We start from the raw sequence: 24,163 nt of genomic DNA, 5'->3' as shown, positions 1-24,163 counted from the left end.
AACCCCTTCAGGGACGACCGCCCCTGCCCGCTCCTTCGCGGGCGGGGGCGGTCGTGGCTCCGGCGGCACTTCGCGACCCGCGTGATCACCCGCCCACCTCGAACCACAGCAGCTTCCCGGCGCGGCGGTCGAACTCCCCGTCCCCGAGCGACCAGCCACCCCAACTGTCGGCGTACTCCTGCACGAGCCGCAGCCCTCGCCCGTCCTCGGCATCCGCCGGCGCGAGCGGGACGCGATCCCCTGGCGGCGTGCCGAATGGGGCGGGGACGCGGGGGTGGCTGTCCCACACCCCGACCCGCAGGCGTCCGTCGCCGAGAGCGGTGATCCGGAGGGAGGCGGTCCCGTTCGTGTGCAGGTAGGCGTTCGTGACCAGTTCCGAGGTCAACAGCTCGACACCGTCGAGGTGGACACCGCACACGGCAGCGAACTCATCGACGGGGCAGGACGATTGGAGATGTACCGGCTCGTCCTGGACCGCATGGAGGCCGTCGCTCTGAAGCCCGGACCCTCACGGGACCTCGTCCGCCGCATAACCCAAGACATCTGAGAGGCGAACCATGTCCGACCCGACCTGGCAGAAGTCGACGTACAGCGAGGAAGGTTCCGCCTGCGTCGAGATAGCCACGACCCCCACCGCGACCCACGTCCGCGACTCCAAGACCCCCGCCGGCCCCCACCTCACCCTCCACCCCACCACCTGGGCGGAGTTCCTGTCGCACACGGCGGGGCGCTGAGCGCAAGTCGGTGCAGCCACCGGTTACCGAAAGACGGCTCCGGCCTGCCCGCGGTAGAGGTCGCGCAGCAGGGAGATCTCGGCGCCGTGATGGATCAGCTCTCTGTTGACGTGCAGGACCCGGTTCTCCATGGGGAACCGCTCGGGGCCCACCGTGGGCGGATTCTCCAGGTCGGCGTCCGAGAGTTCGCGGACCCCCGCGTTCCATCTGCCGTACGTCTCATCGAGCTGTTTCAGCGCCTCGTCGGCGGTGCCCGCGTAGGCGAATGTCCCGGAGTCGACGTCCGGGCCGCCGAAATACCATCCGACCCGATAGCCCAGGCACGAGACGATGATGTGGGCCAGCCGCCAGGCAATCGTGGTCACCGGCGCCGGAACCGGGTCGGGGGACGCGAAGTCCATCGTCCATTGCCCCGAACCTGCCGACGTGTCACGTGGACGGATGCTCCAGCAGCCGGGTACCGGCTCCCAGAAGTACTCCTCATCGGTGAGACCGTGCAGCCGCGGCCGCAGGTTCTTGTCCCAGTACCAGTCCAACTGGTCCGCGAGCCGCTCACTTCTTGTCATTTCCGCACACTACCTACGGCGGAGACGTGCTCTCGTGGGCCCTTCTCCAAGCGCGAACGGGTGCCTGGCCGGGCGGGCGCCGGTGACGGCCCTCTTCTCGGGACGCGTCACCGGCGTCCGCCCCAGTGGGATCAGCCGTACAGCGCGACCCTCGGCTGCACGGTCCCCCCGGCCGCGGGGTTCGTGACCGTGATCCGGTAGACCTGGGTCAGCGTCTCGCCCGGGTGCAGGGTGCGCTGAGCGTTCGTCAGGTCGGTGAAGAGCGTGCCGGTCTGGCTCGCGGTCTCCACGGTCCGCCAGCAGCCGTGCGCGGTGCGCTGCTCGACCGTGACGTCCGACGGGGCGAGGAAGGGGCCCGAGTCCGGTGACTCGACCAGGAGTTGCGGGGCGACGGTCAGGTCCGCCGCGGTGTCGTTGCGGTAGGTGACGGTGACCTCGTGTCGCGCGCCGTCGGGGACGAGGGCGGTGGCGGGCAGGTCCGCGAAGTCGACGGGTGCGGCGGCCTGCTGGGCCCGTACGGCTGCCGGCGCAGGGGCCGCAGCAGCCGGACCGGCCGCCGCCAGACCCGCGAGGGTCATGGCCGCGGCCACGAGAGCCACCTTGAGACGAGTGCTGTTCATCAACACGTTCGCTGTTCCTTGTCGTGCGTGGGGGATGTCATTCAAGGGGACTGCGGCAAAGGCAAAATCGTTGGCGAATTCTCGTGGATATTTCGTGGATACCCCCCGGTAGATCACCCACGGCACCCATTGCGGCCATAGCGGACTGATAGCTTCCGCGTCACCGGCCTGGGGGAGCGTCGGAGCCGGTACCCCACCTTTCATCCCTTGAATGACCGGACGGAATTCCTTGCGCACTTTCCGTGACAATCCCGGCGGCAGACACCGTTGGCGTGTGCCGAAAAGCCGGCGTGGCCGTATAGCGGCAGCCGGCGCGATGTCCGTGCTCTCACTCGCGCTCATCGCCCCGCTGGCCTCGGCGGCCCTGACCGATCCCGCCGACCCGACGGCCGCTCCGGCGGCTGACCACATCACCGACACCTCTCGACTGCCCTCCGGCTGGCAGAAGTCCGGCGACCGCATCGTCACCTACGACGGCGACGGCACCGGACTGCACGTGCTGGTCGCCGACGCGGCGGACGCCTACAAGTGGCACACCGCGGCCACCCTGTCCGAGCCGGGCATCGACACCGACCAGTGGATCGGCCAGACCTGTGTGACCGGGTCCGGCGACCGTGCCGTCGTGGTGTACGCGCCCCGGCAGGCCGTCAACGACCAACAGGGCTTCCAGCAGGGCGCGTTCGCGGCCGTCGTCGACCTGGCCGACGGCCGGGTGACCAAGCTGCCCGAACTGGTCTCGCTGGCCTACTTCAACCCCGGCTGCGGCGACGGCGAACAGGCCGTCCTGACCCGGCCCGAGGGCGGCGACACCGAACTGCTCACCGTCGACACCGCGCGGGCGAAGCTGGTACGTCAGCAGACCGTGCCCGGTCAGCTGACCTCCGCCGTGCCCTTCGGCGAGAAGATCGCGGCGGTCTCCGGCGACTCCGTGGTCTCGGTGGACGCCAAGGGCGCCACCAACACGCTGGCCAGGACCGGCGGTACGCCCTTCCGGCTGGTCCCGGACGCGCACAGCGGGCTCGCCTACCAGGTCCCCGACGGCAAGAAGGTGCAGGTTCGCCGCGTCACCTCCGCGGGCTCCGACAAGCTCCTCGGCTCCGGCACGCTCGGCGCCCTCGCGGTCCGCGGCAACGGCGGCCGGGTCTTCCTGACCGGCAGCGACGCCGAGGACGCCGTAAAGGCGCTCCCGAAGAGCTGGCAGACCCTGGACGTGCCGGCCTCCGCCGAGGTGTCCACCACCGGTGACCTGGCGCTGACCTCCGTCGGCAACGGCTCCGAGGCGTCCGGCGGCAAGAAGGCCGCCGCGACCGGCGCCCAGCCCGTCGGCATCGGCGCGGTCCTGCCGGGCAGCGACACCACCGTCGACTTCACGGTCCGGCCCAAGGCCGCGGCCCAGGGCGCCGAGCAGTCCCCGGCCCTGTCGGACGGCGTGCACACCGACAGCGTCAGCGCGCCGAGCGCCACCGCCGCCGCCTCGGACGACGACCCGTCGGCCGTCACCACCGACCCCGACCGCGCCTGCGCCGTCACCCGCAACGACCCGAAGCTCCAGTCGCTCCAGCCCTCGAACGCGCAGGCCGAGTGGGCGACGGACCTCGCCGTGCAGGGCAAGCTCGACGTGCGCCGCCGCAGCGGCTGGAACGGCAGCGAGCTCACCTCGTACACCCCGCAGAGCCTGTTCCCCTCCACCGCGCTCAAGGGCGGCGGCCGGGTGCCCGCGCAGATCATGCTCGGGGTGCTCTCCCAGGAGTCCAACCTGCTCCAGGCCAGCTCCCGGGCGGCCGCGGGCGAGAGCGGCAACTTCGTCCAGGGCGGCTACTACGGCAACGCCGGCAGCGTCCACACCGTCAACTGGGCGGCGGCGGACTGCGGTTACGGCATCTCCCAGGTGACCAGCGGCATGGCGAAGACGGACACCACGTACACCGCGGAGCAGCAGCACGCGATCACCGTGGACTACGCGGCCAACATCGCCGCCGGTCTGCAGATCCTCCAGGACAAGTGGAACCAGCTGTACGACCGGGGCCTGCTCGTCAACGGCGGTGACCCGAAGTACCTGGAGAACTGGTGGCTCGCGCTCTGGGCCTACAACAGCGGTCTCAACCTGCCCAGTTCGACGGACGCGAGCGCGCCGTGGGGTCTCGGCTGGTTCAACAACCCGGCCAACGGCCTCTACCCGGCCGACCGGAAGATGTTCCTCGCGTCCGGCTACGACGACGCCCGCAACCCCAACCAGTGGACGTACCCGGAGCGGGTCCTCGGCTGGGCCGCGTACTCCCAGCAGAAGACCGACCCGGCGACCGGGGCGACCGTGAAGTCCTTCACCGTCGGCGACTGGCCCGCCGGAGCGCCGGCCGCCGAACCGGCGCACGACACGTTCTGCGCGCCCACGGTCAACGACTGCGACATCACCAAGCCGCACAAGGTCGAGGGGTCGACGCAGCCCGAGGGCCCCTGCCAGCGGGACGACTTCAAGTGCTGGTGGAACCAGCCGGTGAGCTGGACGGACTGCACGGCCACCTGCGGCACCGAGGTGCTGAAGTACCGGGCCGGCGACCCCGAACCGAAGGTCACCGCACCCCACCCGGCCGCCTGCACGTCCACCCTCCCGGCGAACGCGCTGATCGTGGACGACGTGCCGAACACGGTGAAGTTCCGGGTCGGATCCGCCAACCCCTGCGGGGGCCGGCGCAATTGGAGCAGCCGGGGCACGCTGACGTTCACCTTCGGGTCGGCGCAGCAGAACGGCGCGACCGTCTACCCGTCGAAGATCGACTTCCATCAGCTGGGCGCGGGGTTCGGCGGCCACTTCTGGCTCACCCACACCCGGGCGCCGAGCTTCACCGACTCGGTGGTCACCGGCACCTGGACGCCGGACCGCAAGGTCACCGGCTCTGCGGAGGTCATGGTGCACCTGCCCGACCACGAGGCGAACACGCCGTCGGCCAAGTACCGCATCGACCTCGGTGACGGCACGGTCGTGGAGAAGACGGTCTCCCAGGACACCGGCGGGAAGAACGCCTGGGTGTCGCTGGGGTCGTACGAGTTCAAGGGCACCCCGAGCGTCTCACTGAGCTCGGCTACGGCGGACGGCACGGGGGACGCGTCGATCGCCTGGGACGCGTTGGCTTTCGTCCCCGTGAAGGGGAAGTAGTGCCACGACGGGTCGTCTCCCGTCCGCTGCGCCGTCGTGGCTGGTCGCGCAGTTCCCCGCGCCCCTGATCCCGTGAGCGCCCGTCGTCAGTCCACCGGACCGACGGCGGGCGCTCCCGCGTCCGCCCTCGCGCGGGCCGCCTCGACGAACGCTGTGATCAGGGCCGGGTCCTTGACGCCGCGGCTGGCCTCCACGCCGCTGGACACGTCGACGCCCCAGGGGCGGGTGACGTCGACGGCCTCGCGTACGTTCTCCGGCGTGAGGCCTCCGGCGAGGAGCCACCTCTCCCCCGCCGCGGCGACCTGCTTGCTCGACCAGTCCCACGCCGTGCCGGAGCCCGGCACCGGGGCGTCGAGGAGCAGCATGTCCTCGCCCAGTTCACCGCAGCGCGGCACGGAGTCGCCGAAGGCGGCCGCGCGGATCAACGTCCAGCCGCCGACGGAGAGTTCGTCGTAGTAGGCGCGGTCCTCGGGGCCGTGCAGCTGGACGGCCCCGATGCCGGACCCGGCGGCCACGGACCGTACGTACTCCAGGGGTTCGCGGCGGAACACGCCCACCGTCAGGACGCTCTCCGGGACCCGGGCGGCCAGCCGTGCCGCGGTGACGGGGTCGATGCGGCGCGGGCTGTCGGAGAAGACGAACCCGATGGCGTCGGCGCCGGCCTCGACGGCCGTGTCGACGTCCCGCTCGGTGCGCAGGCCGCAGATCTTCACGAAGAGGGTCATGCCGCCACCGTATCCAATACCTACGCGATTCCTATGTGTGAACAACGATCACATACGCAACCGTTGACGCGGCCATGGCAAGCGCTTACCGTCCGAAGAATACGTGCCCCCGTCACCGCACACCATGGAGACGAACGATGCACCTGAGACCCCTCATCACCTCCGTCGGCCTCATCGCCGGCACGCTCGTCGCACTCTCCGGCACGACCACGGCCCAGGCAGCCACCACCCGCTACGAGGCCGAAACAGCCCCCGCCGTCTGCACCGGAGCCGTCGAGACCGAGTACGCCGGCTACTCAGGCAGCGGATTCTGCAACGGCACCAACGCCACCGGCGCGTACGCCCAGTTCACCGTGTCCACACCCGCATCGGGCACGGCGACCCTCAGCGTCCGCTTCGCCAACGGCACCACCACCGCCCGCCCCGCGGACATCATCGTGAACGGCACGACGGTCTCCTCGGCATCCTTCGAGTCCACCGGCACCTGGACCGGCTGGACCACGAAGACGCTCACCGTGCCCGTGAACGCGGGCAGCAACACCATCCGGCTCAACCCGACCAGCGCGAACGGCCTGCCCAACACCGACTACCTGGACGCCGAGACGTCCGGCACGACCACCCCGCCGTCCAGCACCGCCCTGTACGTGTCACCGAGCGGCACCGACAGCGCGGCCGGCACGGTGACCGCGCCCACCACCCTCACCTCGGCGATCAGCCGTATCTCCGCGGGCGGCACGATCTACGTGCGCGGCGGGACGTACGCCTACTCCTCGACGGTGACCATCCCGGCCGGCGCCAACGGCACCGCCGCCGCCCGCACCACGCTCTCCGCCTACCCGGGCGAGACTCCGGTGCTCAACTTCTCGGCGCAGAGCGAGAGTTCCACCAACCGCGGCATCCAGCTCAACGCCAACTACTGGAAGATCTACGGCCTCGTCGTCGAGCGAGCCGGGGACAACGGCATCTACGTCGGCGGCAGCAACAACGTCATCGAGCGCACGGTGACCCGCTTCAACCGTGACACCGGCCTCCAGCTGGGCCGGATGGCCTCCTCCACCCCGGCGAGCCAGTGGCCCGCCAACAACCTGATCCTGAGCGCCGAGTCGCACGACAACGCCGACTCCGACGGCGAGGACGCCGACGGCTTCGCCGCGAAGCTCACCACCGGCACCGGGAACGTCTTCCGGTATGCCGTCTCGCACAACAACATCGACGACGGCTGGGACCTCTACACCAAGACCGACACCGGCGCGATCGGCCCGGTGACCATCGAGTACTCCCTGTCGTACGGCAACGGCACGCTCAGCGACGGCTCGCAGTCCGGCAACGGCGACCGCAACGGCTACAAGCTCGGCGGCGACAGCATCGCGGTCAACCACGTGGTGCGGCACAGCATCGCCTACGGCAACGGCCACCACGGGTTCACCTACAACAGCAACCCCGGCTCCATGACCATCACCAGCAACGTCTCCATCGCCAACACCGAGCGCAACTTCAACTTCGAGACCGGCACCTCGGTCTTCCGCTCCAACACCTCGTGCACCAGCGGAGCCAACGACCGGTTCGTCGGTGACGCCGACAGCTCCAACCAGTTCTGGTCCGGCACCAACGGCTCCCGCTGCTCCACCTACTCGGGCGCCCTCGGCTGGTCCTACGCCTCCGACGGCAGCCTGGTCGTGACCTTCGGCGGCAAGCAGGTCACGCTGTAGGGCACCGCGGGGACCCCGGGCACTGCGTGATCAGGGATCAGTGATCCGCGATCAGTGCCCGGGGTCCCTTCGCCGTCACTGCTTCGGCGCGGCCTGCTGGACGACCTCGAAGGTCCACAGTGTCGAGCCGGAGGAGGCGGGCTTGGGGCGGTTCTGCTCGCCACCCCCGTGCGAGGACTGCGACATCCCGGACATCCACTTCTGGAAGTCCTCCTCGCCGCGCCAGCGCGTGTAGACGAGGTAGGTGTCGGTGCCCTCGACGGGACGCAGCAGCTCGAACCACTCGAATCCGTCCGAGTTCTCGACGCTCCCCGCGCGAGACGCGAACCGCTTCTCCAGCGTCTCGCGCTGCTCCTCGGGGACCGTGAGTACGTTGATCTTGACGATGCTCATGCCCCCAAGTGTGCTCCAAGGGTCATCAGCGGAACGTCAGCGGGACACCGCCCGTGCGGGCACCTCGGCCTTCTTGTCGACGACCGCCCTCTCCATGACGGCGCTGGTGCCGGCCAGGGTCTCGGTCGTGATCCCCCGGTCCGGGTCGGTGACGTAGAAGCGGGCACCGAGCAGGACCAGGGTCTTCTTGTCGAAGATCCACTCGTCGCGGGTCGCGAAGCCGGTGTCGTCGAGGGTGATGGCGATGCCGTGCCGGCCGGCGGCGTCGACGGCGTCGGGGATCTCCCGTACGCCGGGCAGCTTCGCGGCCGCCTCGTAGAACGCGGCGGCGTTGGCCGGCGGCATGATCGTGCCGCTGATCAGGTCGCCGATCAGGGAGAAGACCGCCTGGTCCCGCGACTCGCCCTCGACCGGCCTGGCCTCCTTGCCGAGCCGGGCGAGCAGGGCGTCGGGGTCGGTGGGCAGCGAGGCCAGCCACCGGTACGTCGGACGGTCGACGCCCACCGGCCGGGGATCCGGCGACTCGACGGGGATCACCTGTCCCGGCATGATCGCGTCCTTGCCGGTGGCCTTGAGCCACCCGGTGATCCGGAGGGGACCGGGGTCCTGGGCGGTCCAGCGCTCCTCGGTGTGCAGGGCGCCGAGCCGGATGGGACCGGTGAAGGTGCCCGTGTTCTCACGGTCCAGCGTCCGCACGTACACGAACTGGTCGTCCCGCACCGGAGTCGCGTCGCTCGCCATGGCGGCCGTGGCGATCCGGTTGAGCGTGCCGGAGGCACCGGTGACGCCCGCCGACGGGGAGGCCGCGGTCGACCCGCCACGGCCGTCCACGGAGAGGGTCACGAGCAGTGCGCCCGCGAGGGCCACGGAGGCGAGGGGCACCAGGACGGCGGGGCGCGCGAGCCGACGCCGTACGGAGGCCCGTCCGGAGGCCCGTCCGGGGGTGGGGGACCCGGTGCGTCCCGCAGGGGTCTGGTCCTGGTCGATCCGGTGCATCAGTACGTCCTTGAAATGGCGGTGGCGCTCCGCGGGGAGGTCCCACTCCGCCGGGGTCGACAGCAGTTCCTCGGCCTCACTCATCGGGTCTCCTCCCGCAGGAACAGGGCCGCGAGCGCGGCCTCACTCTCCATCTCTCCGTGGGCCGGGGGCGGTTCCACCTGCGCGCTCAGCCGGGCCAGCCGGGCCCGGGCCCGTGACAGCCGGGACCGCACGGTGCCGACGGGCACGCCGAGCGCCTCCGCGGCCTGCTGGTAGTCGAGGCCCGCCGACACGCACAGCGCGAAGACCTCACGGTCCTGGCGCTTGAGCTGCCCGAGCGCCCGGTGCACGACCGCGAGCCGCCGTGCGTCGTCGATCCGGCCGGCGCTCTCCTCGGCGAAGTCCTCGACAGGACGGGGCTCGGGGCTGCGGGCCAGGAACGCGAGCCGTCTGCGCAGGCCCCGGTTGGCGTTGTGCGCCTTGTGCGTGGCGATGCCGAGCAGCCAGGGCCTGAGCGAACCGCCCTCCGGCTCGACCGTCTCCCGGGTGCGCCAGGCGGCGAGGAAGGTCTCGGACATCGCCTCCTCGGCCTCCGCCCAGTTCCCGGTCAGCCGCAGCGCGTGGTTGTACACCGCCCGCGCATGACGGTCGTACAGCTCCCCGAACGCCGCCCGGTCCCCGGCCCGTATCCGCGCCCGCTCCGGTTCCGCTGGTTCTGTTTCCTTCACACCAGTAACGCTCCGCACCCCTACCCCGAGTTCCTGTGTCCTGCGCCACACACTCCACATACGCCAACTGCGGCACAGGCACCGGCACCGGCTTCGGCGTCCACGCTCTAGGCTGCGCGCATGGAGCAGCGCGAGATCATGCAGAACGTCGTCGGAATCCTCACCGAGGCCCTTGAGATGCGGCGGCAGGTCCGTGAACACCCCGATCGGCAGGCCTCGTTGACGGGAGCCATCTCCGCGCTGCTCGTGGAGACCCTGCCACGGATCCACCTCCCCGCGGACGCCAGTGGCCACGCGGCGGCGGACGCCGTCGTCGAGGAGCTGGGGCCTGCCATCGCGAGCATCGCCAACTGCTTCTCGTTCGCCTTCGTGCAGCTGGCCGAGGTCCACGACGAGGGCCGCACCGACACCTCCGCCGCGGAGGTCCTGCGGCATATCTCCCTGCAGTTCGCCAACGGGTCGGAACGGTAACCGGGCGGGCCGTCGGCGCGGGGGCGCAGCGGAACGGGCTCCCGGAGCGGCGAGGGAGGCGCCGGGAGCCCGTTGGTGTGCGATGCGGTGCGGTGGGGTCGGGTCGGTCGGGTCGGGTTTCGAGTCCGGCCGGATACGTCAGACCGCGGGTCGCCCCTTGGGCAGGCCCAGCCGGCCGCGCGTCACCGCCAGCAGGATCAGGGCCGCCGTCGTCGTGGCGAGCAGCAGCGCGTGGGTGCCCTCGCTCTGGGACAGCTTGGGGAACATGTCCGACGAGGCCATCGAGAAGAAGTTGTTGACGCCGCAGTGCAGCAGCATGACCAGCGGCATGCTCTCGCCGGACTTGTTGAACACCCAGGTCATCACGCAGCTGAAGGTGATGGTCATCGCGATGAACTCCACCGGCACCGTCCACGCCACGTGCGGTCCGCCGCCCCACTCCGTCAGGAACAGCGGCAGGTGCCAGCAGCCCCACAGCACGCCGACGAAGAGGGTCGCGTTCAGGGGGCCGTAGCGGCGCTGCATCCGCGGCATGGCGAACTCGCGCCAGCCGGGCTCCTCCGCGAGACCCGTGGTGATCAACTGGACGAGCAGGCCCGGGAGATACGCGGCGAAGATCATCGCGGACGGCAGTACGGGATCGCTGTCGGACAGCGCCATCACGGCCAGGGTCAGCGCGGCCGGCACCGACGCCAGCACCACCAGGTACCAGCGCCAGCTGACCTTGAACTTCAGCATCCGGCGCCGCCAGACCCTGAGCCCCGCCCGTCCCTCCGTGACGCAGGTGACGAGGAGCGCCGAGGCGATCGGGCCGAGGTAGGCGCCGGGCAGGACGCCGGTGAGCTGGCTGGCCGCGCGGCCGCCGGGGAAGGTGAAGTGCCAGACGCCGAGGCCGTTCTCGGAGAGGACGTAGGGCGTCCAGACGGCCCAGCTCAACGCGAAGGCCAGGCTGAAGAACCAGGTCAGGGGGCGCCGGCGGATGCTGCCGAGCAGGCCCGTGCCCGCTTGCGGAGCCGGTCGGGTTTCGATGCTGACGGGGGCTTGGACGCTCACCGCGGGTCCCTTCCGAGGGGCTGATGTGATGCGTCCAGCACACCAGCGCCGGGCCCTCGGATCATTGCCGCGCACACCCCGACTGCCGGTACAGCAGGCACTACCCGGGACCTCCTCAGGGCCGTCGGCGCGCGTCCTCCAGGTAGCGGAGCACGGCCGCCACCCGCCGGTCCGTCTGGTCCGTCGGGGCCAGGTCCAGCTTCGCGAAGATGCTCCGGATGTGCTTGTGAACGGCCCCGTCGGTCACGAACAGCCGCTCCGCGACGGCACTGTTGCCGAGCCCCTCGGCCATCAGGGCGAGTACGTCCTTCTCGCGCGGGCTGAGCCGTTCCAGCCGGGTGTCCTGGCGGGACCGTGAGAAGAGCTGGGCGACGACCTCGGGGTCGATGGCGGTCCCGCCGTCCGCCACCCGGCGCAGTGCGTCGAGGAACTCCTCGACCCGGCCGACCCGTTCCTTGAGCAGATAGCCCAGCTTGCCGACCCCGCCGGTCAGCAGCTCGGTCGCGAAGCTCTGCTCGACGTAGGCGGACAGCACGAGCACCGCGAGATCGGGCCTGCGCCGCCGGGCCTCGACGGCGGCGCGGACGCCCTCGTCGGTGTGCGTGGGCGGCATCCGGACGTCGAGGATGGCGACGTCGGGCTTGTGCGCCTCGATGGCGTCGAGGGCGTCGTCGGCGTTGTCGGCCGTGGCGACCACGTCCATGCCCTCGGCACGCAGGAGCAGGGCGAGGCCCTCGCGCAGCAGGGGGTCGTCCTCGGCGATCACGATCCGCATGGCAGGTCCGCCTCCAGGGTCATCGGGCCGCCCAAAGGGAACATCGGACGGATGGCCCGGACAACGGCCACCCGGCCGCCCCCGAACCGGGTCAGGCACCGCACGGCAACCGGGCGGCGGCCGCGGTCGGTCACGCGCCGCACGGTAGCTCCACCTCCACCACCGTCGGGCCGCCCGTGGGGCTGGTCAGGCGGAGGGTGCCGTCGTGGGCGGCGACGCGGTGGCGGATGCCGGTGAGGCCGGAGCCGCCGTGCTCGTCGGCGCCGCCGCGGCCGTCGTCGGAGACGGTCAGCACCAGCCGGTCACCGGCGGCCCGGACCGTGACGCCGGCCTGTTCCGCCCCGCTGTGCTTGACGATGTTCGTCAACGCCTCGGCCACCACGAAGTACGCGGTCGCCTCGACCGAGGCCGCGCACCGCCGGGACATCTCGACGTCGACCGAACACGGCACCGCGCTCTCCGCCGCGAGCCCCGTGAGCGCCCCCGCCAGCCCCCGGTCCGCGAGCACCGGTGGCAGGATGCTGCGGGAGACGGTCCGCAGCTCGGCCAGCGCCTGCTCGGCGGCCGACTGGGCCCGCTCCAGGAGTTCGTCGGCGCCGGCCGGGTCGCGGGCGACCATGCGGCGGGCCGCCCCGAGCAGCACGGTCACCGTGACGATCCGGTTCTGGGTGCCGTCGTGCAACGCGCGCTCGATGCGCCGCAGTTCGGTGGCGTGGGCGTCCAGCGCGCCGGCCCGGGTGGCGGTCAACTCCGCGATGCGCAGGGAGAGATCGGCGTCGGGACCGGCCGACAGGAGCCGGCGCCCGGGTTCCGCCTGGAGCCGTGCCATGCCGGGCGCGAGCCCCAGGATGATGGCGATCCAGCCCACGCCGAGCAGGGTCACCGCGAGGGCGTCCGGCCAGGAGTGCGCGTTGCCGACGCCGATGGAGGTGGCGGTCGCGTTCTCCGGGGCGAACCGCCAGTACAGCGGGAAGGCCGTGTCCCGTACGGCGACCAGGGGCAGCAGGAAGCCGAGCATCCCCAGCGGCAGGCCCACGGCCAGGTGCCGGACCAGCCAGCGCAGTTCGCGTCGGGTCGTGGGGTCGGCGAGGGCGGCCCGCAGTCGCGTGGGCGGCGGCTCGGGGGCGACGACCTCGGGGCCCCAGCGGGCGAGCCGGGCGCGTTCCACGCCGGCCAGCGAGTGCAGCACGCCCACCCCGCCGGGTGCCAGCACCAGCCACAGCAGCACGAACGGCGCGAGGACGGCCGTACCGAGTCCGGAGACGAGCTGTCCGAGCGCGGCGGCCGCGGTCATCGCGGTCCCCACGACCAGGCGTTTGACGTCGGCGGTGGCCATCCCGGTCCCCTCTGGCTGATCCGTCCGGAAGACAACGACCTTATGTCGAAAGGGAGTTCGTTCAGCCACCGGCAGCCGGAAAGTACAGCCTGCTGTACCCCGGAACGGGCGGACCGCTGGATCGGCGGGGGCGGGTGCCCGCCCGTAGCGTCATCGGTGTCGAGACCACCCACGTCCCTGGAGGAACCGTGAACCTTCTGCTCTGGCCCCTGCTTGTCCTCAGCGTGCTGGGCAACGCTGTGGCGTCGTTCACCGCGGCCGACACCACCGTCCACCTGGCCTTCGGCACGGTCACCGCGCTGTCGGCCACCGTCCTCGCCGTACGGCGGCTGCGTACCGGCGTGTGAGCAGCCGGGCCGGGTCTACTTCAGCCCGATGGCCGCGCAGTCCGCCGCGTACTGGGCGGTGCAGATCTGCTTCACCGTGTAGACGTCGTCCTTGATCACCGTCTGCCGGATGTTGTCCCTGGTGAGGGCGACCACCGGCACCAGCATCGACGGGATGTCCTTCTGGGTGGGGCTGTCGACCTTGTCGCGGATGAGCGCGTCGAACTGGAGACCGCGACCCTGGACCTTGTACACCGCGATCTGGGCGGCGTTGGTCGCCTCCAGCAGGAACGACTTGTACACGGTCATGTACTGATCGCCCGACACGACCCGCTGCACCGCCGCGAGGCTCGCGTCCTGCCCGGTCACCGGCGGGATCTTCGTGGCCCCCGCCGCCTTGAGCTCGTCGATGACCGCGCCCGCCATGTCGTCGTTGGCCGAGTAGACGGCGGCGATGTTGTTCAGCCCGAGGGCGGCGATCGCCTCCTTCATGTGGGCCTTGGCGACCGACGGCAGCCACTCCGGGGTGTCGTACTGCTTGGCGATGACGACCTTGCCGGTGAGCTCGCTCAGCGCGCCCTTCTCGAACAGGGCGGTGTTGGGGTCGGCGACCGAGCCGTTCATCATGACGATCTTGCTGGTCTCGGCCTTGTCGCCGAGCGCTTCGACGACGGCACGGCCCTGCACCTCGCCGACGAGCTCGTTGTCGTGCGAGACGTAGGCGTCGATCGGGCCCTGGGCGAGCCGGTCGTAGGCGATGACGGGGATGCCGGCGTCCTTCGCCTTCTGGACGTCGGACCCGATCGCCTTGGCGTCGACCGCGTCCACCAGGATCACGTCCACCTTGTCGGCGACCATCTGCAGGAACTGCCGGCTCTGCTGCTTCGCGCTCGCCTCGGCGTTGGCGTAAGTGACCTTGCCCTTGCCGTGGGTGAGGGTCGCGACCTCCTTCTTGATGAGGGGGAAGTCGAACCTGTCGAAGCGGCTGGTGTCCCGGTCGGGGAGCAGCAGACCCAGCGTGATGTCGTCGCCCTTCTTGGGACTCACTGCGGTGTCGCTGCTGCCGACTCCGCAGGAGGTGAGCAGGAGGGCCGACACACAGACGGCCATGACGGAGGGGAGGCGACGCATGACGATCCTGGGGGTGGGGGGGCTGTCACGTAGGCGCAACAGTAAGTGCCCTCAATCCCGATCAAACGACCTGACCGTTTCCTTCAACGGATCACCACGCGGCACACGCAACTAGTCATCGATGTGCACAAGTTGTACGGCGGTCAGGGCGCGCACCATGAGGATCCCGGCGACGGCCGCGCCGATGACGGCGAGGTCGGCGAAGAGCAGGGAGCCCACACCGTGGTAGGCGCGGGCGATGACGTCGTCCGCGCCGCCCCGGTAGGTCAGGCCGAGCCCGGTGACCATGCCGACCAGCCACAGCGCCCACCACACGTTCACGATGACGGGCAGCTTGCGGTCCGGGGCGCTCTTGCGGTGGATGTCGACGACGATGCCGCGCGGGATCCACAGGTTGGCGAGCGGCACGATCCAGGAGGCGTAGACCCAGATGCCGGCATAGCGCGGCGGTTCGCCGGACAGGGCTCGCGCGTTGTCCCGCATCCGCCACACCCAGCCGATGAACAGGGCCGCGCACAGCAGTGTGAGCAGGTCCCCGGCGGCGCTGACCAGGTGGTAGCCGTTCTCCAGGGCGTTCAGCGGCCGGTGCCGGCCCTCGCCCTGGTCCGGCAGCCCGCCGGCGGGCTCCCCCGCCACGGCAAGCCGGACATGCCACACGGCCCGCAACACCCAGGCGGCACCGGCGAGTCCGAGCCCCACGACCGCGAGCTGGGCGGACCCGCGCACGGTTCGCAGAACAGGCAGGACAGCGTTCTCATCCACGGGGGTCCCCCTTCAAAAGGATCACGTCACCCCCTCATCGTCGCGAACCCTCCGATCGGTTCACGTGGGGGGCCCGTGGGGATCTCGGGTGGGATCACGGGTGGGGTGGAGGCGGGTTGCGGGGGTCCCGCGAGGTGGGGGCGGCCCCCGTGGGACCCCCGCGGGGTTCGGCGTCCGCCGCGCGAATCCCCGCCGAGCCCCATGGAGAAGCCGTGAAGAAATGCGGTCGGGCGAGGATCGTGGGGGTCATGGACGAACAGGGAAACGACGTGTGGGCGTCCGGCGCGGCCTACGACCGGTACATGGGCCGTTGGAGCCGGGTGGTCGCGCGCGAGTTCACGGCCTGGCTCGGCCGCCCGGCCGGACTGCGGTGGCTGGACGTGGGATGCGGCACCGGTGTGCTGTCGGCGGTGGTGGGTGAGCGTTGCCGGCCCGACCGGATCGTGGGCTGCGACCGTTCCGAGAGCTTCGTACGGGCGGCCCGGGCCACGGCCGTGGCGGATGCCATGGCGCTGCCCGTCCGGGACGGCGCCTTCGACGTGGCGGTCAGCGGGCTGACCCTGAACTTCCTGTCCGACCCCGCGGCCGCCGTCGCCGGGATGGCCCGCGCGGTCCGTCCGGACGGCGGTCTGGTCGCCGCGTACGTGTGGGACTACGCGGACCGGATGAGCCTGCTGCGCCACTTCTGGGACACCGCCACCGCGCTCGACCCGGCCGCCGCGGAGCTGGACGAGGGCCGCCGGTTCCCCGACTGCCGTCCACAGCCGCTGCACGACCTGTGGACGGGCGCGGGACTCGCCGACGTGCTCGTGCGCGCGATCGAGATCCCCATTGCCTTCACCGACTTCGCCGACCTGTGGGGGCCGTTCCTGGCAGGTCAGGGCCCCGCCCCCCGCTACGTCGCCGCCCTCGGCCTCGCCGACCGCGACGACCTGCGTGAGGCTCTGCGGGCGGCCGTCCCCACCGCCTCCGACGGTTCGATCTTCCTCTGGGCGCGCGCCTGGGCGGTGCGCGGAAAGACCGCGTGAAGGGACCCCGGCCACGAGCGGGGCGCAACAGAACAGGGCGCGACGAACTCCCGCATCACGGGGAAGTCCGTGCACCGGGCCGTCACTTGTGGCCCACGCGACACCTCACGCCCCGGTTACGTTTCCCTCAACCCCTGGTTGCGACGCGGTGAGCAGGCGACGATGGACGCATGACTCTGGCCGAGCGTGCCCTGGAGCGCCTGGAAACGTGGTCCGACCTCTACGTGGGCATGCCCAGCTGCGGAGCGGGGCTGGCACTGCGCTCCGTACGCAGCGAGATCGTGCACTTCCACCCGGGCCGGGACGTGGATCTGCATCTCACCGAACCGGCGATCCGCAGATTCCACGACGACCTCCAGGAGTCGACCGCGGTCCGTCTGATACCGGGGTCCGGGTGGGTCACCGTCCACCTCGACTGCGAGACCGACGTCGACCTGCTGATGAGCCTGGTCAGCATGGCTCTCAAGACCCACCAGGCGGCTCTCACGCCCGCCGGCCCGGCCGAGTGCAACTTCCACCGGGTGACGGTGGTGCCCCGGGACGCCCCGATCGGGTCGATTCGGGGATAATCGGACTATGAGTACGGCGACGTTTGTCCTGGCGGCCACGTCCAGCGACGTACTCGACGTGATCGCCGCCTTCGCAGGTGGGCTGTTCATCGCCGGCGCACTGGTGTGGGCCGTGCTGTTCGGCATGCGGGTCCAGGACCGGGAGCTTCCACGGCCGCTCAGCCAGGAGCAGCCGCGGCTTCCGGAGAGCGGCCCGATCCGCGAGATCCGGGAGATGCGGGAGCCGGACGAGCTGTCTGCCCCCGTCGACGGGCGGGAACGGCTGATGCCGTACCAGCTCCATCACTCGGGAAGCAGACGAGGAAAGGACCAGCACCGCAAACGCTGGCTGCCCGGTTCCAGCGGCGGCTTCGGCAGCGGCGGCCTCGGCCACGTGTGACGGTCCCCGAGGACCCGGGCCACTCCGCCGGCACCGGCCGCTCAGCGCAACGTAGTCGTGCGACCGCTCAGCGTGAATTCCGTCCGGGGATCAGATCCGCTCGCCCGGCCGGTACCGGGTCACGCCATCCAGAAGAAGACGGCCGTCATCCGCTTCTCCTCCAGCGTGCTGCCGGAGTACCCGGTGGCGCTGTGCAGGAGGTTGGCGTTGTAGAGGAGCAGCCGGTTGTACCGGTGCGGCACCCGGATGTCCTCCTCGAAGGCGTCGGGCGCGACGAACCGGGTGCCGAGGGCCTCGACGAGGTTGTTGTGCGGGGCCTGTACGACGTTGCCGCCGAGTCCGCCGCCGGGCAGGGACTGGCGGTAGAAGCTGGTGCCGCAGTCCTTGGGGACACCGGGGTTGAGATACAGCACGGCGGCGTACCGGCACAGCGCCCGCGAGTCGGTGTGCGGGCGGGGCTCGCTCTCGCCCTCCCCGACGACCTGGACGCAGTTGTGGTTGAGGGTGCCGCCGCCGGGCGCCTGCTGCACCCACAGTTCCTTCGCCCCGGTCGCCTTCTTCACCAGCCGCTCCACGCGCCCGAGTTCGGCGGGTTCGAGACCCGGCATGGTCCGCAGTCCGGGCCAGGTCTCCGAGGTGTACGGATACCCCTTCACCCAGTCGTCCTTCGCGAGACAGCGTTCCCGTACGGCGTCGACGTCCGGGAGCACGTCGTCGATCACCCAGTAGTCGCGGCCCTTGGTGGGCTTGCGGTAGGGGAGGACGGGAAGAGGCCGTTGCGACCGCTGTGGCATGGACATGCGGCGAATCTAGGTCCGGGGTGCGTAAGGTCTCTCCCGCGATTTGCCCAGGACTTCCCCGCGAACCGGTCAACGGCCGGTCAACGGCCGGGGGGGGAGGACCCGTGCGGGTGCCACGGACTCACCCTGCCCGGTCGCCCGTTGCCCATGCGGCGGGCCCCTCCGGTCGCCCGCCCGGTCCGGTCGTGATCGCGCCCCCTCCTGACCACGGCCTCGGGTGACCACGTCTCGTACGTGATGAACACCGGCGCCCCCGCGTCCGTACTCATGTGCGTCCGACCCGCCTCCCGGCGGGGATCCCCGACCGGGCAGGAGGCACGGTGCCACTCTCGCGCAACGCGATGGGAACGCTGTTTGTGGGCGGAGCCCTCACATTGACACTGGGCGCGCTCGCGTACCCGTCGATGCTTGGCGTCAGCCAGGCGGCCACCGCTCAGGACAGAATCATCGCGCAGACCCAGTGGGGTCCGCTGACCGAACTCGACCGTGACTTCGTCGTCAAGGTCCGGGCGGCAGGCCTCTGGGAGTACCCGCTGGGGAAGATCGCCCTCCAGAAGGGCACGACCCCGGCGGTCAAGACCGCGGGTGAGCACCTCATCGACGGTCACGCGGCGCTGGACACCACCGACCGCAAGGTCGCCGCGATGCTCAACATCACCCTCCCGAACGTGGCGAGCCCTCAGCAGGTGGGTTTCGTGAACACGATCGATTCGAGCTCCGGGCAGCAGTTCGACTCGAACTTCGCCAACATCCTGCGCGTGACGCACGGTTCGATCTTCAACACGATCGCCAAGGTCCGCTCCACCACCAAGAACTCGCTGGTGCGCGCGCTGGCCGACCAGGCCAACGACACGGTCCTGGACCACATCACGGTCATGGAGAAGACCGGCTTCGTCAACTTCGACCAGGCTCTGTTCATGCAGACCACCCCGCCGAAGCTGCCCGCGGTCGACCTGACCCCCCCGGCACCGCAGCCCGGCGAGCCGATGATCGTGCTCACCCCGCCGCCGAACCCGACCTCCACAACGGTCGCGCTCCCGGGTGACGCCTCCAGCGGCTCCGTGCCGAGCACGGGCGTCACCCCGACCCCGACCGTGGGATAGCTAGCCCAGCCAGGCCGTGGTGTCCGGCCCCAGCAGCCCGTCCTCCAACGGGCTGCTGGTCAGCAGCACCTCGCCCGCCGGGAGCGGGACAGCGGCGTTCGACAGGTTGGTGACGCACCGCCAGCCCTCGTGCCGGGCGAAGTCCAGCACGTCGGCCGGACCGGTGTCCGTCCAGGTCAGCTCCTCCCCCTGGAGGAGCTTGCGGCGCAGGCGCAGGGCGGTGCGGTAGAGCTCCAGCGTGGAGCCCTCGACGCCGTCCTGGGCCTCGACGGCGTACCGCGCGAACCACTCCGGCTGCGGCAGCCACGCACCGCCCGCCCCGAAGCCGTACGACGGCCCCGTCGTCGTCCACGGCAACGGCACCCGGCACCCGTCGCGCCCCTTGCGCACATGTCCGGTCTGTTCCCAGATCGGGTCCTGAAGCACCGCGAAGGGCAGCTCGGCAGCCTCGGGCAGGCCGAGTTCCTCGCCTTGGTAGACGTACGACGATCCCGGGAGGGCCAGCATGAGCAGCGTGGCGGCGCGAGCGCGTCGTAGGCCCCGGTGCGCGTCCACGGCGGGCGCGTGGCCGCCGGACAGCAGCCAGGCGTTCTCGTCGGTGCCCGGCGGGAGCACGAGGCGGGAGGCGTGCCGTACGACGTCGTGGTTGGAGAGCACCCAGGTGGCCGAGGCATGAGCCGCGCGCGCGGTGACGAGGGAGTCGGCGATGACCTGGCGCAGCTCGGCCGCGTCCCAGGGAGTCTGCAGGTACTCGAAGTTGAAGGCCTGGCCGAGTTCGTCCGCGCGGGCGTACAGCGCGCGGCGCGGGCCCGGCACCCAGGCCTCGGCGACGGCCGTACGGGGCGGGGTGTACGAGTCGAGGATCGTGCGCCAGTCGCGGTAGATCTCGTGGACCTCGTCGCGGTCGAAGAAGGGGTGGGTGCCGGGTGCCATCGAGGCGAGGGCCCGGTCCCCGCTGAGTTCAGGGCTGCCGAGGTCGCGCAGCGGTTCGCCGAGGTCCTTGACCAGGGCGTGGGCCACGTCCACGCGGAATCCGTCGACCCCGCGGTCGCACCAGAAGCGCAGGGTGGTGCGGAAGTCCTCGCGGACCTCGTCGTTCGACCAGTCGAGGTCGGGCTGCTCGGGGGCGAACAGATGCAGGTACCACTGCCCGTCCGGCACCCGCCGCCAGGCGCTGCCGCCGAAGACGGACTGCCAGTCGGTGGGCGGCAGTTCGCCGTGCGCGCCCTTGCCGTCGCGGAAGACGTAGCGTCGCCGGGCGGCCGAGCCGGGGCCGGCGGCGAGGGCCTCCTGGAACCATACGTGCTGGTGGGAGGTGTGGTTGGGGACGAGGTCGACGACCACCTTCAGTCCGAGCCGGTGGGCCTCGGCGACCATGGCGTCGAAGTCGTCGAGGGTGCCGAGGCGCGGGTCCACGTCCCGGTAGTCGGCGACGTCGTAGCCGCCGTCGGCGAGTTCGGAAGGGTAGAACGGGCTCAGCCACAGGGCGTCCGCGCCGAGCGCGGCCAGGTGTGTGAGGCGCTGGGTGACGCCCCTGACGTCCCCGAGGCCGTCACCGTCGGCGTCCGCGAAGCTGCGGGGATAGACCTGGTAGACGACGGCCTGCCGCCACCAGTTCGGGTCGTTGCTGGAGAGGTCGGGCGAGGGGACGGGCGTGGTGGTGCGGGCGGTCACGCGGGCTCCTCCGAAATACGTGCGGTTCTGGTGCGAGCGACGAGCATGAACGGCGAATACGAGCGACAAATGGGAATCTGTCCAACTCGTCGGAAAAGCGAACCTGGGGCTTTTGCGGAGTGGATCACTCCTAGTGTGTTGAAATTGTGATGGTCATTGAACCCGCGTTGTATCACCGCAGGTTGACAGGGTTAAGCAAGGCGATCCACGATGTGCGGACACTGTGGCGCATGTGACCAATGGGCCCAGTGTTTCTGAGACCACTTACTCTCATCCTGACGGGATACGTATGTCCATAGCGAGACGTGTCACCATGCGGCGCCTGCTGGGGACGGGCGCCGCGACGCTCGCCTTCTCCGCTGCCCTCGCCTCTGTCGCCTCGGCGTCCGACTGCCCCGGCGGCAAGGGCTGGGGGGACGGCGGGCACTACAAGCCCGGTACGGGCGCGGGCTCGAAGACCGAGACCGACCGCTGTGAGTTCTCGCTCGACGGCAAGAACTTCTACGCCTCGGTGAAGGTCGACGACCAGAACCTGAAGCCGGGCGACGACGGCAAGGTCCACGTCAAGGTCCGTGCCGCGGGCGACGCGTCCACCTGCACCGCCTCACTGGCGTCCTACCTCGCGCACGGCCCGACGTTCGCCACCTCCGGCGAGCAGGTCTTCCACGACTTCGACACCGTGACCGTCAAGGCGGGCTCCGTCGACACCCTCGACGTCGCGATCCCCGACGCGGGCTGCTACGGGCAGGTCGACCTCTACCGCGGCAACACGAAGTTCGACGGCAAGCTCGACGCCAACGACGGCTTCACGCACGGCGACCTCCCCAAGGGCCCGGACCACCCGGTCATCAAGGACAAGCTGATCGCGGCCTGGAACGGCGGCACGAAGGACTGCACGACCACGCAGACCACGCCTCCGGCGACCCCGCCCGCGGAGGAGTCCACTCCGCCGGCCTCGGAGTCGACCCCGCCGGCGTCCGAGTCGACGCCTCCGGCCTCCGAGAGCACGCCCCCCGCCTCCGAGACCCCGTCGACGGAGTCCCCGACCCCGTCCGCCTCGGAGTCCACGACGTCCCCCGCGGCCCCCACCCCGAACGGTGGCGGCGGTGACAACCTCGCCGAGACCGGCGCCAGCAGCAACACCCCGCTGATCGCGGGCGGCGCTGCGGTCCTCCTCGCGGGCGGCGCGGGCATCGTCCTGGCCACGCGTCGGCGCAAGGCTTCGCGCGCCTGACGAACACTGGCTGAGCATCGCTGATGCTCGCTGAGCATTTCCTGAAGAGGCCGTCCCACCGTCCACGGTGGGGCGGCCTCTTCGGCGTCCGAGTCCGTGCTGTGGCTTTCAGCGGTAGTTGGCCACTGCGGCCTCGACGTCGTTTCGGAGCTGCAGAGACAGGCGTCTCAGGCAACGAGCAGGCGCAGGCCGAGTTCCGCCGCGTCCAGGTCGATGAGTTCGCGGTTGCGCTCCGCCCAGCTGCCTGAGGCGAGGTCATCGCGGAGGTCACGGACTGCCCGCTGCTCGGCTTCCGGCCCGACCCTGGTCCATAGCGACACCGCGCGGCGCACGTGATCGTCCAGGTAAGCCTCGGGCCTGCGCCAGTAGGCTTCGAGAAAGCCGTCGGCGCAGTCCCACGGGATGAGCACCGGCTCTGTGCGGGCCCCGATCGCGTCGGCCAGCCCGGCCAGCGACCAGCCCGCGACAAGGCCGGCGGCCTCGGGCAGGTAGTCGCGGGTGAGCCAGAACCGGCGACGCCATCCGAATTCACTGGCGTCGAAGGTGAACACCACCACGCGCCGGGCCACGCGCCGCATCTCGCGCAGGCCCGCGACCGGGTCCTGCCAGTGATGAACGGTGCTGAAGGCCATCGCGGCGTCGAAGGACTGGTCCTCGAACGGCAGGTTCTCCGCGGCGGCTGCCACACACAGCGCCGCGCCCGCGGGACGCTGTGCCCGCATGACCGCCGACGGCTCCACCGCGGTGACCTCGCGACCCGGCGGCTCGTAGGAACCGGTACCGGCGCCGACGTTCAACACCGTTCGCGCGTCGCCCAGCGCGTCCCAGACCTGTTCGGCGATCCGCGGCTCCGTGTGCCGCGTCGCGGTGTATGCACTCCCGATGGTGTCGTACAACCGCGCGCCGACCATTCCCAGCTGTTGCTCCGGCGTCATCTTCATCCCCATCGCCCGCGCCTCCAGTTCCCTGTCGATGGCGGCCCCCATGGCGTCGGCACGGTCGCGCTGTTCCAGCAGCAGACCGCGCATCCGGCGCAGGTGCGCGACCGTATCGATGGACGGGTCGCCAACCAGATCGGCGACCTCCCGCAGCGTGAAACCCAGCCGCCGGTAAACCAGCACCTCCCTCAGCCGCTCCACGTCTCCCGCCGAGTAGACCCGGTACCCGGCAGCCGTCCGCGCGGACGGCTGCACGAGGCCGATCTCGTCGTAGTGATGCAACGTGCGGACGGTCACGCCGGCAAGGTCGGCCACGCGTCCCACCATCAGGTGTTCCTCCACGCCGCCGACTATGCGGCCTGACGTCACGTGAGGGTCAAGCGCTGTGCCAACAAGCCCAGCCCCGCCGGGGCCAACTGACGTGGTTCGGATCATTCGGTGCGGGCCGGATGGACAGGACAGGGCCAAGTAGCACTGCGAGTGGCCAACTATCGCTGCGAGTCACACGTGCGGGTCGGCCATGGCCTCATAAATCGAACACATGATTGAATTCAGTCATGCGATCGCTCCCCGCCCACCTCACCCGGCCACCACAGGAACGGAGTAGTACCGCCCACCTGCGGCCCACCCGAGGACCACGCCCGCGGCCCACCCCGCGAGCCGACCGTTCCGGGCCGCGCCGATGACGGGCCGGAATGCGGGACCGGATGCCCAGGACGACCCTGAAGGCATGTCCGGACCGATTCGCGTGATCGTGCTTCCCCCGTCACCCACGGGCGGCCGACGCGTCCGCGTGGACGGCGAGATCCTCGGCCTGGCCCACAACGCGGCCGACGTGGCCGAGTTCCTCCGCCGGGCCGGACTGGAGATCGACCCGTCGGAGGTGGCGGACTCACCGTGGATCGACTGGCGAGGAGTCGGCCCCGACCAGTGGGGCCCGGAAACGAGCGGTTGACGCCCTCGGCCCCGCATTCAGC

Annotated in this window: 26 protein-coding genes; 11 read left to right on the top strand and 15 right to left on the bottom strand. The window is 70.8% G+C overall.

Going from position 1 to position 24,163, the window contains the following annotated elements; all coding sequences use genetic code 11:
- Positions 1-85: 85 nt before the first annotated feature.
- Positions 86-418: an ATP-binding protein gene (locus OHT57_RS25935; protein WP_328748895.1), complete on the bottom strand. Its 333-nt coding sequence runs from the start codon at positions 416-418 to the stop codon at positions 86-88.
- Between the two features lie 139 nt (positions 419-557).
- On the opposite strand from OHT57_RS25935, the gene OHT57_RS25930 reads away from it, so the two are divergent.
- Positions 558-734: a DUF397 domain-containing protein gene (locus OHT57_RS25930; RefSeq protein ID WP_328748894.1), complete on the top strand. Its 177-nt coding sequence runs from the start codon at positions 558-560 to the stop codon at positions 732-734.
- Between the two features lie 23 nt (positions 735-757).
- Here the strand turns inward: OHT57_RS25930 and OHT57_RS25925 are convergent, their stop codons facing one another.
- Positions 758-1,300 (bottom strand): DinB family protein, encoded by a 543-nt coding sequence (locus OHT57_RS25925; RefSeq protein ID WP_328748893.1) that lies wholly within the window; start codon positions 1,298-1,300, stop codon positions 758-760.
- Positions 1,301-1,431: 131 nt separating this feature from the next.
- Positions 1,432-1,920 carry a signal peptide protein gene (locus OHT57_RS25920; RefSeq protein WP_328748892.1) on the bottom strand — a complete coding sequence of 163 codons (489 nt, stop codon included), beginning with the start codon at positions 1,918-1,920 and terminating at the stop codon, positions 1,432-1,434.
- A gap of 316 nt (positions 1,921-2,236) precedes the next feature.
- Between OHT57_RS25920 and OHT57_RS25915 the strand changes: the two genes are divergently transcribed.
- A complete protein-coding gene (locus OHT57_RS25915; protein ID WP_328748891.1) occupies positions 2,237-5,074 on the top strand; it encodes a golvesin C-terminal-like domain-containing protein in 2,838 nt (945 codons plus the stop codon).
- A gap of 86 nt (positions 5,075-5,160) precedes the next feature.
- Here the strand turns inward: OHT57_RS25915 and OHT57_RS25910 are convergent, their stop codons facing one another.
- A complete protein-coding gene (locus OHT57_RS25910; RefSeq protein WP_328748890.1) occupies positions 5,161-5,799 on the bottom strand; it encodes a phosphoribosylanthranilate isomerase in 639 nt (212 codons plus the stop codon).
- A 137-nt stretch (positions 5,800-5,936) separates the two neighbouring features.
- Here OHT57_RS25910 and OHT57_RS25905 point away from each other — a divergent pair, with 137 nt between their 5' ends.
- On the top strand, positions 5,937-7,508 hold the full coding sequence (locus tag OHT57_RS25905; protein ID WP_328748889.1) for a carbohydrate-binding protein: 1,572 nt from the start codon (positions 5,937-5,939) through the stop codon (positions 7,506-7,508).
- Positions 7,509-7,583: 75 nt separating this feature from the next.
- On the opposite strand, the gene OHT57_RS25900 is transcribed toward OHT57_RS25905, so the two are convergent.
- Genes OHT57_RS25900 through OHT57_RS25890 form a run of 3 tightly spaced genes read right to left on the bottom strand, consistent with a single transcriptional unit; the run spans position 7,584 to position 9,607 of the window.
- Complete coding sequence (locus OHT57_RS25900; RefSeq protein ID WP_328748888.1) at positions 7,584-7,901, bottom strand: antibiotic biosynthesis monooxygenase family protein; 318 nt, start codon at positions 7,899-7,901, stop codon at positions 7,584-7,586.
- 36 nt (positions 7,902-7,937) lie between these two features.
- A complete protein-coding gene (locus OHT57_RS25895; RefSeq protein ID WP_328748887.1) occupies positions 7,938-8,981 on the bottom strand; it encodes a CU044_5270 family protein in 1,044 nt (347 codons plus the stop codon).
- A complete protein-coding gene (locus OHT57_RS25890) occupies positions 8,978-9,607 on the bottom strand; it encodes an RNA polymerase sigma factor (RefSeq protein ID WP_328748886.1) in 630 nt (209 codons plus the stop codon). Before OHT57_RS25890 ends, OHT57_RS25895 begins: the two co-directional genes overlap by 4 nt.
- Positions 9,608-9,727: 120 nt before the next feature.
- On the opposite strand from OHT57_RS25890, the gene OHT57_RS25885 reads away from it, so the two are divergent.
- Complete coding sequence (locus tag OHT57_RS25885) at positions 9,728-10,078, top strand: hypothetical protein (protein ID WP_328748885.1); 351 nt, start codon at positions 9,728-9,730, stop codon at positions 10,076-10,078.
- 138 nt (positions 10,079-10,216) lie between these two features.
- On the opposite strand, the gene OHT57_RS25880 is transcribed toward OHT57_RS25885, so the two are convergent.
- From OHT57_RS25880 to OHT57_RS25870, 3 genes are all read right to left on the bottom strand, one after another.
- On the bottom strand, positions 10,217-11,131 hold the full coding sequence (locus tag OHT57_RS25880) for a CPBP family intramembrane glutamic endopeptidase (protein WP_328748884.1): 915 nt from the start codon (positions 11,129-11,131) through the stop codon (positions 10,217-10,219).
- Between the two features lie 115 nt (positions 11,132-11,246).
- Positions 11,247-11,906: a response regulator transcription factor gene (locus tag OHT57_RS25875; protein ID WP_328748883.1), complete on the bottom strand. Its 660-nt coding sequence runs from the start codon at positions 11,904-11,906 to the stop codon at positions 11,247-11,249.
- A 130-nt stretch (positions 11,907-12,036) separates the two neighbouring features.
- Positions 12,037-13,242: a sensor histidine kinase gene (locus OHT57_RS25870; protein WP_328748882.1), complete on the bottom strand. Its 1,206-nt coding sequence runs from the start codon at positions 13,240-13,242 to the stop codon at positions 12,037-12,039.
- Positions 13,243-13,430: 188 nt separating this feature from the next.
- Here OHT57_RS25870 and OHT57_RS25865 point away from each other — a divergent pair, with 188 nt between their 5' ends.
- Entirely contained in the window at positions 13,431-13,589 is a 159-nt protein-coding gene (locus tag OHT57_RS25865; protein ID WP_328748881.1) for a hypothetical protein, read from the top strand.
- Positions 13,590-13,604: 15 nt separating this feature from the next.
- Here OHT57_RS25865 and OHT57_RS25860 read toward each other — a convergent pair whose 3' ends face one another.
- Together OHT57_RS25860 and OHT57_RS25855 are read right to left on the bottom strand one after the other, a co-directional pair.
- Positions 13,605-14,699: a sugar ABC transporter substrate-binding protein gene (locus tag OHT57_RS25860; RefSeq protein WP_328748880.1), complete on the bottom strand. Its 1,095-nt coding sequence runs from the start codon at positions 14,697-14,699 to the stop codon at positions 13,605-13,607.
- Between the two features lie 111 nt (positions 14,700-14,810).
- Positions 14,811-15,461: a DUF4328 domain-containing protein gene (locus OHT57_RS25855; RefSeq protein WP_328748879.1), complete on the bottom strand. Its 651-nt coding sequence runs from the start codon at positions 15,459-15,461 to the stop codon at positions 14,811-14,813.
- 248 nt (positions 15,462-15,709) lie between these two features.
- On the opposite strand from OHT57_RS25855, the gene OHT57_RS25850 reads away from it, so the two are divergent.
- The 3 genes from OHT57_RS25850 (at position 15,710) to OHT57_RS25840 (ending at position 17,437) form a co-directional block, all read left to right on the top strand.
- Entirely contained in the window at positions 15,710-16,489 is a 780-nt protein-coding gene (locus OHT57_RS25850) for a class I SAM-dependent methyltransferase (protein ID WP_328748878.1), read from the top strand.
- Between the two features lie 170 nt (positions 16,490-16,659).
- Positions 16,660-17,058: a luciferase domain-containing protein gene (locus OHT57_RS25845; protein WP_328748877.1), complete on the top strand. Its 399-nt coding sequence runs from the start codon at positions 16,660-16,662 to the stop codon at positions 17,056-17,058.
- 7 nt (positions 17,059-17,065) lie between these two features.
- Positions 17,066-17,437, top strand: a complete 372-nt coding sequence (locus tag OHT57_RS25840; protein WP_328748876.1) for a DUF6479 family protein — start codon at positions 17,066-17,068, stop codon at positions 17,435-17,437.
- A gap of 119 nt (positions 17,438-17,556) precedes the next feature.
- Here the strand turns inward: OHT57_RS25840 and OHT57_RS25835 are convergent, their stop codons facing one another.
- The gene (locus OHT57_RS25835; RefSeq protein WP_328748875.1) at positions 17,557-18,237 is read right to left on the bottom strand and encodes a DUF6445 family protein; all 681 of its coding nucleotides are present in this window, start codon (positions 18,235-18,237) and stop codon (positions 17,557-17,559) included.
- A 341-nt stretch (positions 18,238-18,578) separates the two neighbouring features.
- Here OHT57_RS25835 and OHT57_RS25830 point away from each other — a divergent pair, with 341 nt between their 5' ends.
- Positions 18,579-19,340 (top strand): DUF4142 domain-containing protein, encoded by a 762-nt coding sequence (locus OHT57_RS25830; protein ID WP_328753330.1) that lies wholly within the window; start codon positions 18,579-18,581, stop codon positions 19,338-19,340.
- Here OHT57_RS25830 and OHT57_RS25825 read toward each other — a convergent pair whose 3' ends face one another.
- Complete coding sequence (locus tag OHT57_RS25825) at positions 19,341-21,014, bottom strand: glycoside hydrolase family 13 protein (RefSeq protein WP_328748874.1); 1,674 nt, start codon at positions 21,012-21,014, stop codon at positions 19,341-19,343.
- Between the two features lie 289 nt (positions 21,015-21,303).
- On the opposite strand from OHT57_RS25825, the gene OHT57_RS25820 reads away from it, so the two are divergent.
- Positions 21,304-22,248 carry an LAETG motif-containing sortase-dependent surface protein gene (locus OHT57_RS25820; protein WP_328748873.1) on the top strand — a complete coding sequence of 315 codons (945 nt, stop codon included), beginning with the start codon at positions 21,304-21,306 and terminating at the stop codon, positions 22,246-22,248.
- Between the two features lie 167 nt (positions 22,249-22,415).
- Here the strand turns inward: OHT57_RS25820 and OHT57_RS25815 are convergent, their stop codons facing one another.
- Complete coding sequence (locus OHT57_RS25815) at positions 22,416-23,513, bottom strand: MerR family transcriptional regulator (RefSeq protein WP_328753329.1); 1,098 nt, start codon at positions 23,511-23,513, stop codon at positions 22,416-22,418.
- A 403-nt stretch (positions 23,514-23,916) separates the two neighbouring features.
- On the opposite strand from OHT57_RS25815, the gene OHT57_RS25810 reads away from it, so the two are divergent.
- Positions 23,917-24,141 carry a hypothetical protein gene (locus OHT57_RS25810; RefSeq protein ID WP_328748872.1) on the top strand — a complete coding sequence of 75 codons (225 nt, stop codon included), beginning with the start codon at positions 23,917-23,919 and terminating at the stop codon, positions 24,139-24,141.
- Positions 24,142-24,163: the final 22 nt, after the last annotated feature.

The organism is Streptomyces sp. NBC_00285 (assembly GCF_036174265.1).
GTDB lineage: Bacteria > Actinomycetota > Actinomycetes > Streptomycetales > Streptomycetaceae > Streptomyces.
The sequence above is the reverse complement of the archived record's forward strand: the minus strand, read 5'-3'. Positions and strand labels throughout refer to the sequence as shown.

What these genes read in the sequence shown, in the direction of transcription:
- OHT57_RS25930 (WP_328748894.1), top strand. Translation starts at nt 558, where the DNA reads ATGTCCGACCCGACCTGGCAGAAGTCGACGTACAGCGAGGAAGGTTCC.
- OHT57_RS25925 (WP_328748893.1), bottom strand. Translation starts at nt 1,300, where the DNA reads ATGACAAGAAGTGAGCGGCTCGCGGACCAGTTGGACTGGTACTGGGAC.
- OHT57_RS25920 (WP_328748892.1), bottom strand. Translation starts at nt 1,920, where the DNA reads ATGAACAGCACTCGTCTCAAGGTGGCTCTCGTGGCCGCGGCCATGACC.
- OHT57_RS25915 (WP_328748891.1), top strand. Translation starts at nt 2,237, where the DNA reads ATGTCCGTGCTCTCACTCGCGCTCATCGCCCCGCTGGCCTCGGCGGCC.
- OHT57_RS25910 (WP_328748890.1), bottom strand. Translation starts at nt 5,799, where the DNA reads ATGACCCTCTTCGTGAAGATCTGCGGCCTGCGCACCGAGCGGGACGTC.
- OHT57_RS25905 (WP_328748889.1), top strand. Translation starts at nt 5,937, where the DNA reads ATGCACCTGAGACCCCTCATCACCTCCGTCGGCCTCATCGCCGGCACG.
- OHT57_RS25900 (WP_328748888.1), bottom strand. Translation starts at nt 7,901, where the DNA reads ATGAGCATCGTCAAGATCAACGTACTCACGGTCCCCGAGGAGCAGCGC.
- OHT57_RS25895 (WP_328748887.1), bottom strand. Translation starts at nt 8,981, where the DNA reads ATGAGTGAGGCCGAGGAACTGCTGTCGACCCCGGCGGAGTGGGACCTC.
- OHT57_RS25885 (WP_328748885.1), top strand. Translation starts at nt 9,728, where the DNA reads ATGGAGCAGCGCGAGATCATGCAGAACGTCGTCGGAATCCTCACCGAG.
- OHT57_RS25875 (WP_328748883.1), bottom strand. Translation starts at nt 11,906, where the DNA reads ATGCGGATCGTGATCGCCGAGGACGACCCCCTGCTGCGCGAGGGCCTC.
- OHT57_RS25870 (WP_328748882.1), bottom strand. Translation starts at nt 13,242, where the DNA reads ATGGCCACCGCCGACGTCAAACGCCTGGTCGTGGGGACCGCGATGACC.
- OHT57_RS25860 (WP_328748880.1), bottom strand. Translation starts at nt 14,699, where the DNA reads ATGCGTCGCCTCCCCTCCGTCATGGCCGTCTGTGTGTCGGCCCTCCTG.
- OHT57_RS25850 (WP_328748878.1), top strand. Translation starts at nt 15,710, where the DNA reads ATGGACGAACAGGGAAACGACGTGTGGGCGTCCGGCGCGGCCTACGAC.
- OHT57_RS25845 (WP_328748877.1), top strand. Translation starts at nt 16,660, where the DNA reads ATGACTCTGGCCGAGCGTGCCCTGGAGCGCCTGGAAACGTGGTCCGAC.
- OHT57_RS25840 (WP_328748876.1), top strand. Translation starts at nt 17,066, where the DNA reads ATGAGTACGGCGACGTTTGTCCTGGCGGCCACGTCCAGCGACGTACTC.
- OHT57_RS25835 (WP_328748875.1), bottom strand. Translation starts at nt 18,237, where the DNA reads ATGTCCATGCCACAGCGGTCGCAACGGCCTCTTCCCGTCCTCCCCTAC.
- OHT57_RS25830 (WP_328753330.1), top strand. Translation starts at nt 18,579, where the DNA reads ATGGGAACGCTGTTTGTGGGCGGAGCCCTCACATTGACACTGGGCGCG.
- OHT57_RS25820 (WP_328748873.1), top strand. Translation starts at nt 21,304, where the DNA reads ATGTCCATAGCGAGACGTGTCACCATGCGGCGCCTGCTGGGGACGGGC.
- OHT57_RS25815 (WP_328753329.1), bottom strand. Translation starts at nt 23,513, where the DNA reads ATGGTGGGACGCGTGGCCGACCTTGCCGGCGTGACCGTCCGCACGTTG.
- OHT57_RS25810 (WP_328748872.1), top strand. Translation starts at nt 23,917, where the DNA reads ATGTCCGGACCGATTCGCGTGATCGTGCTTCCCCCGTCACCCACGGGC.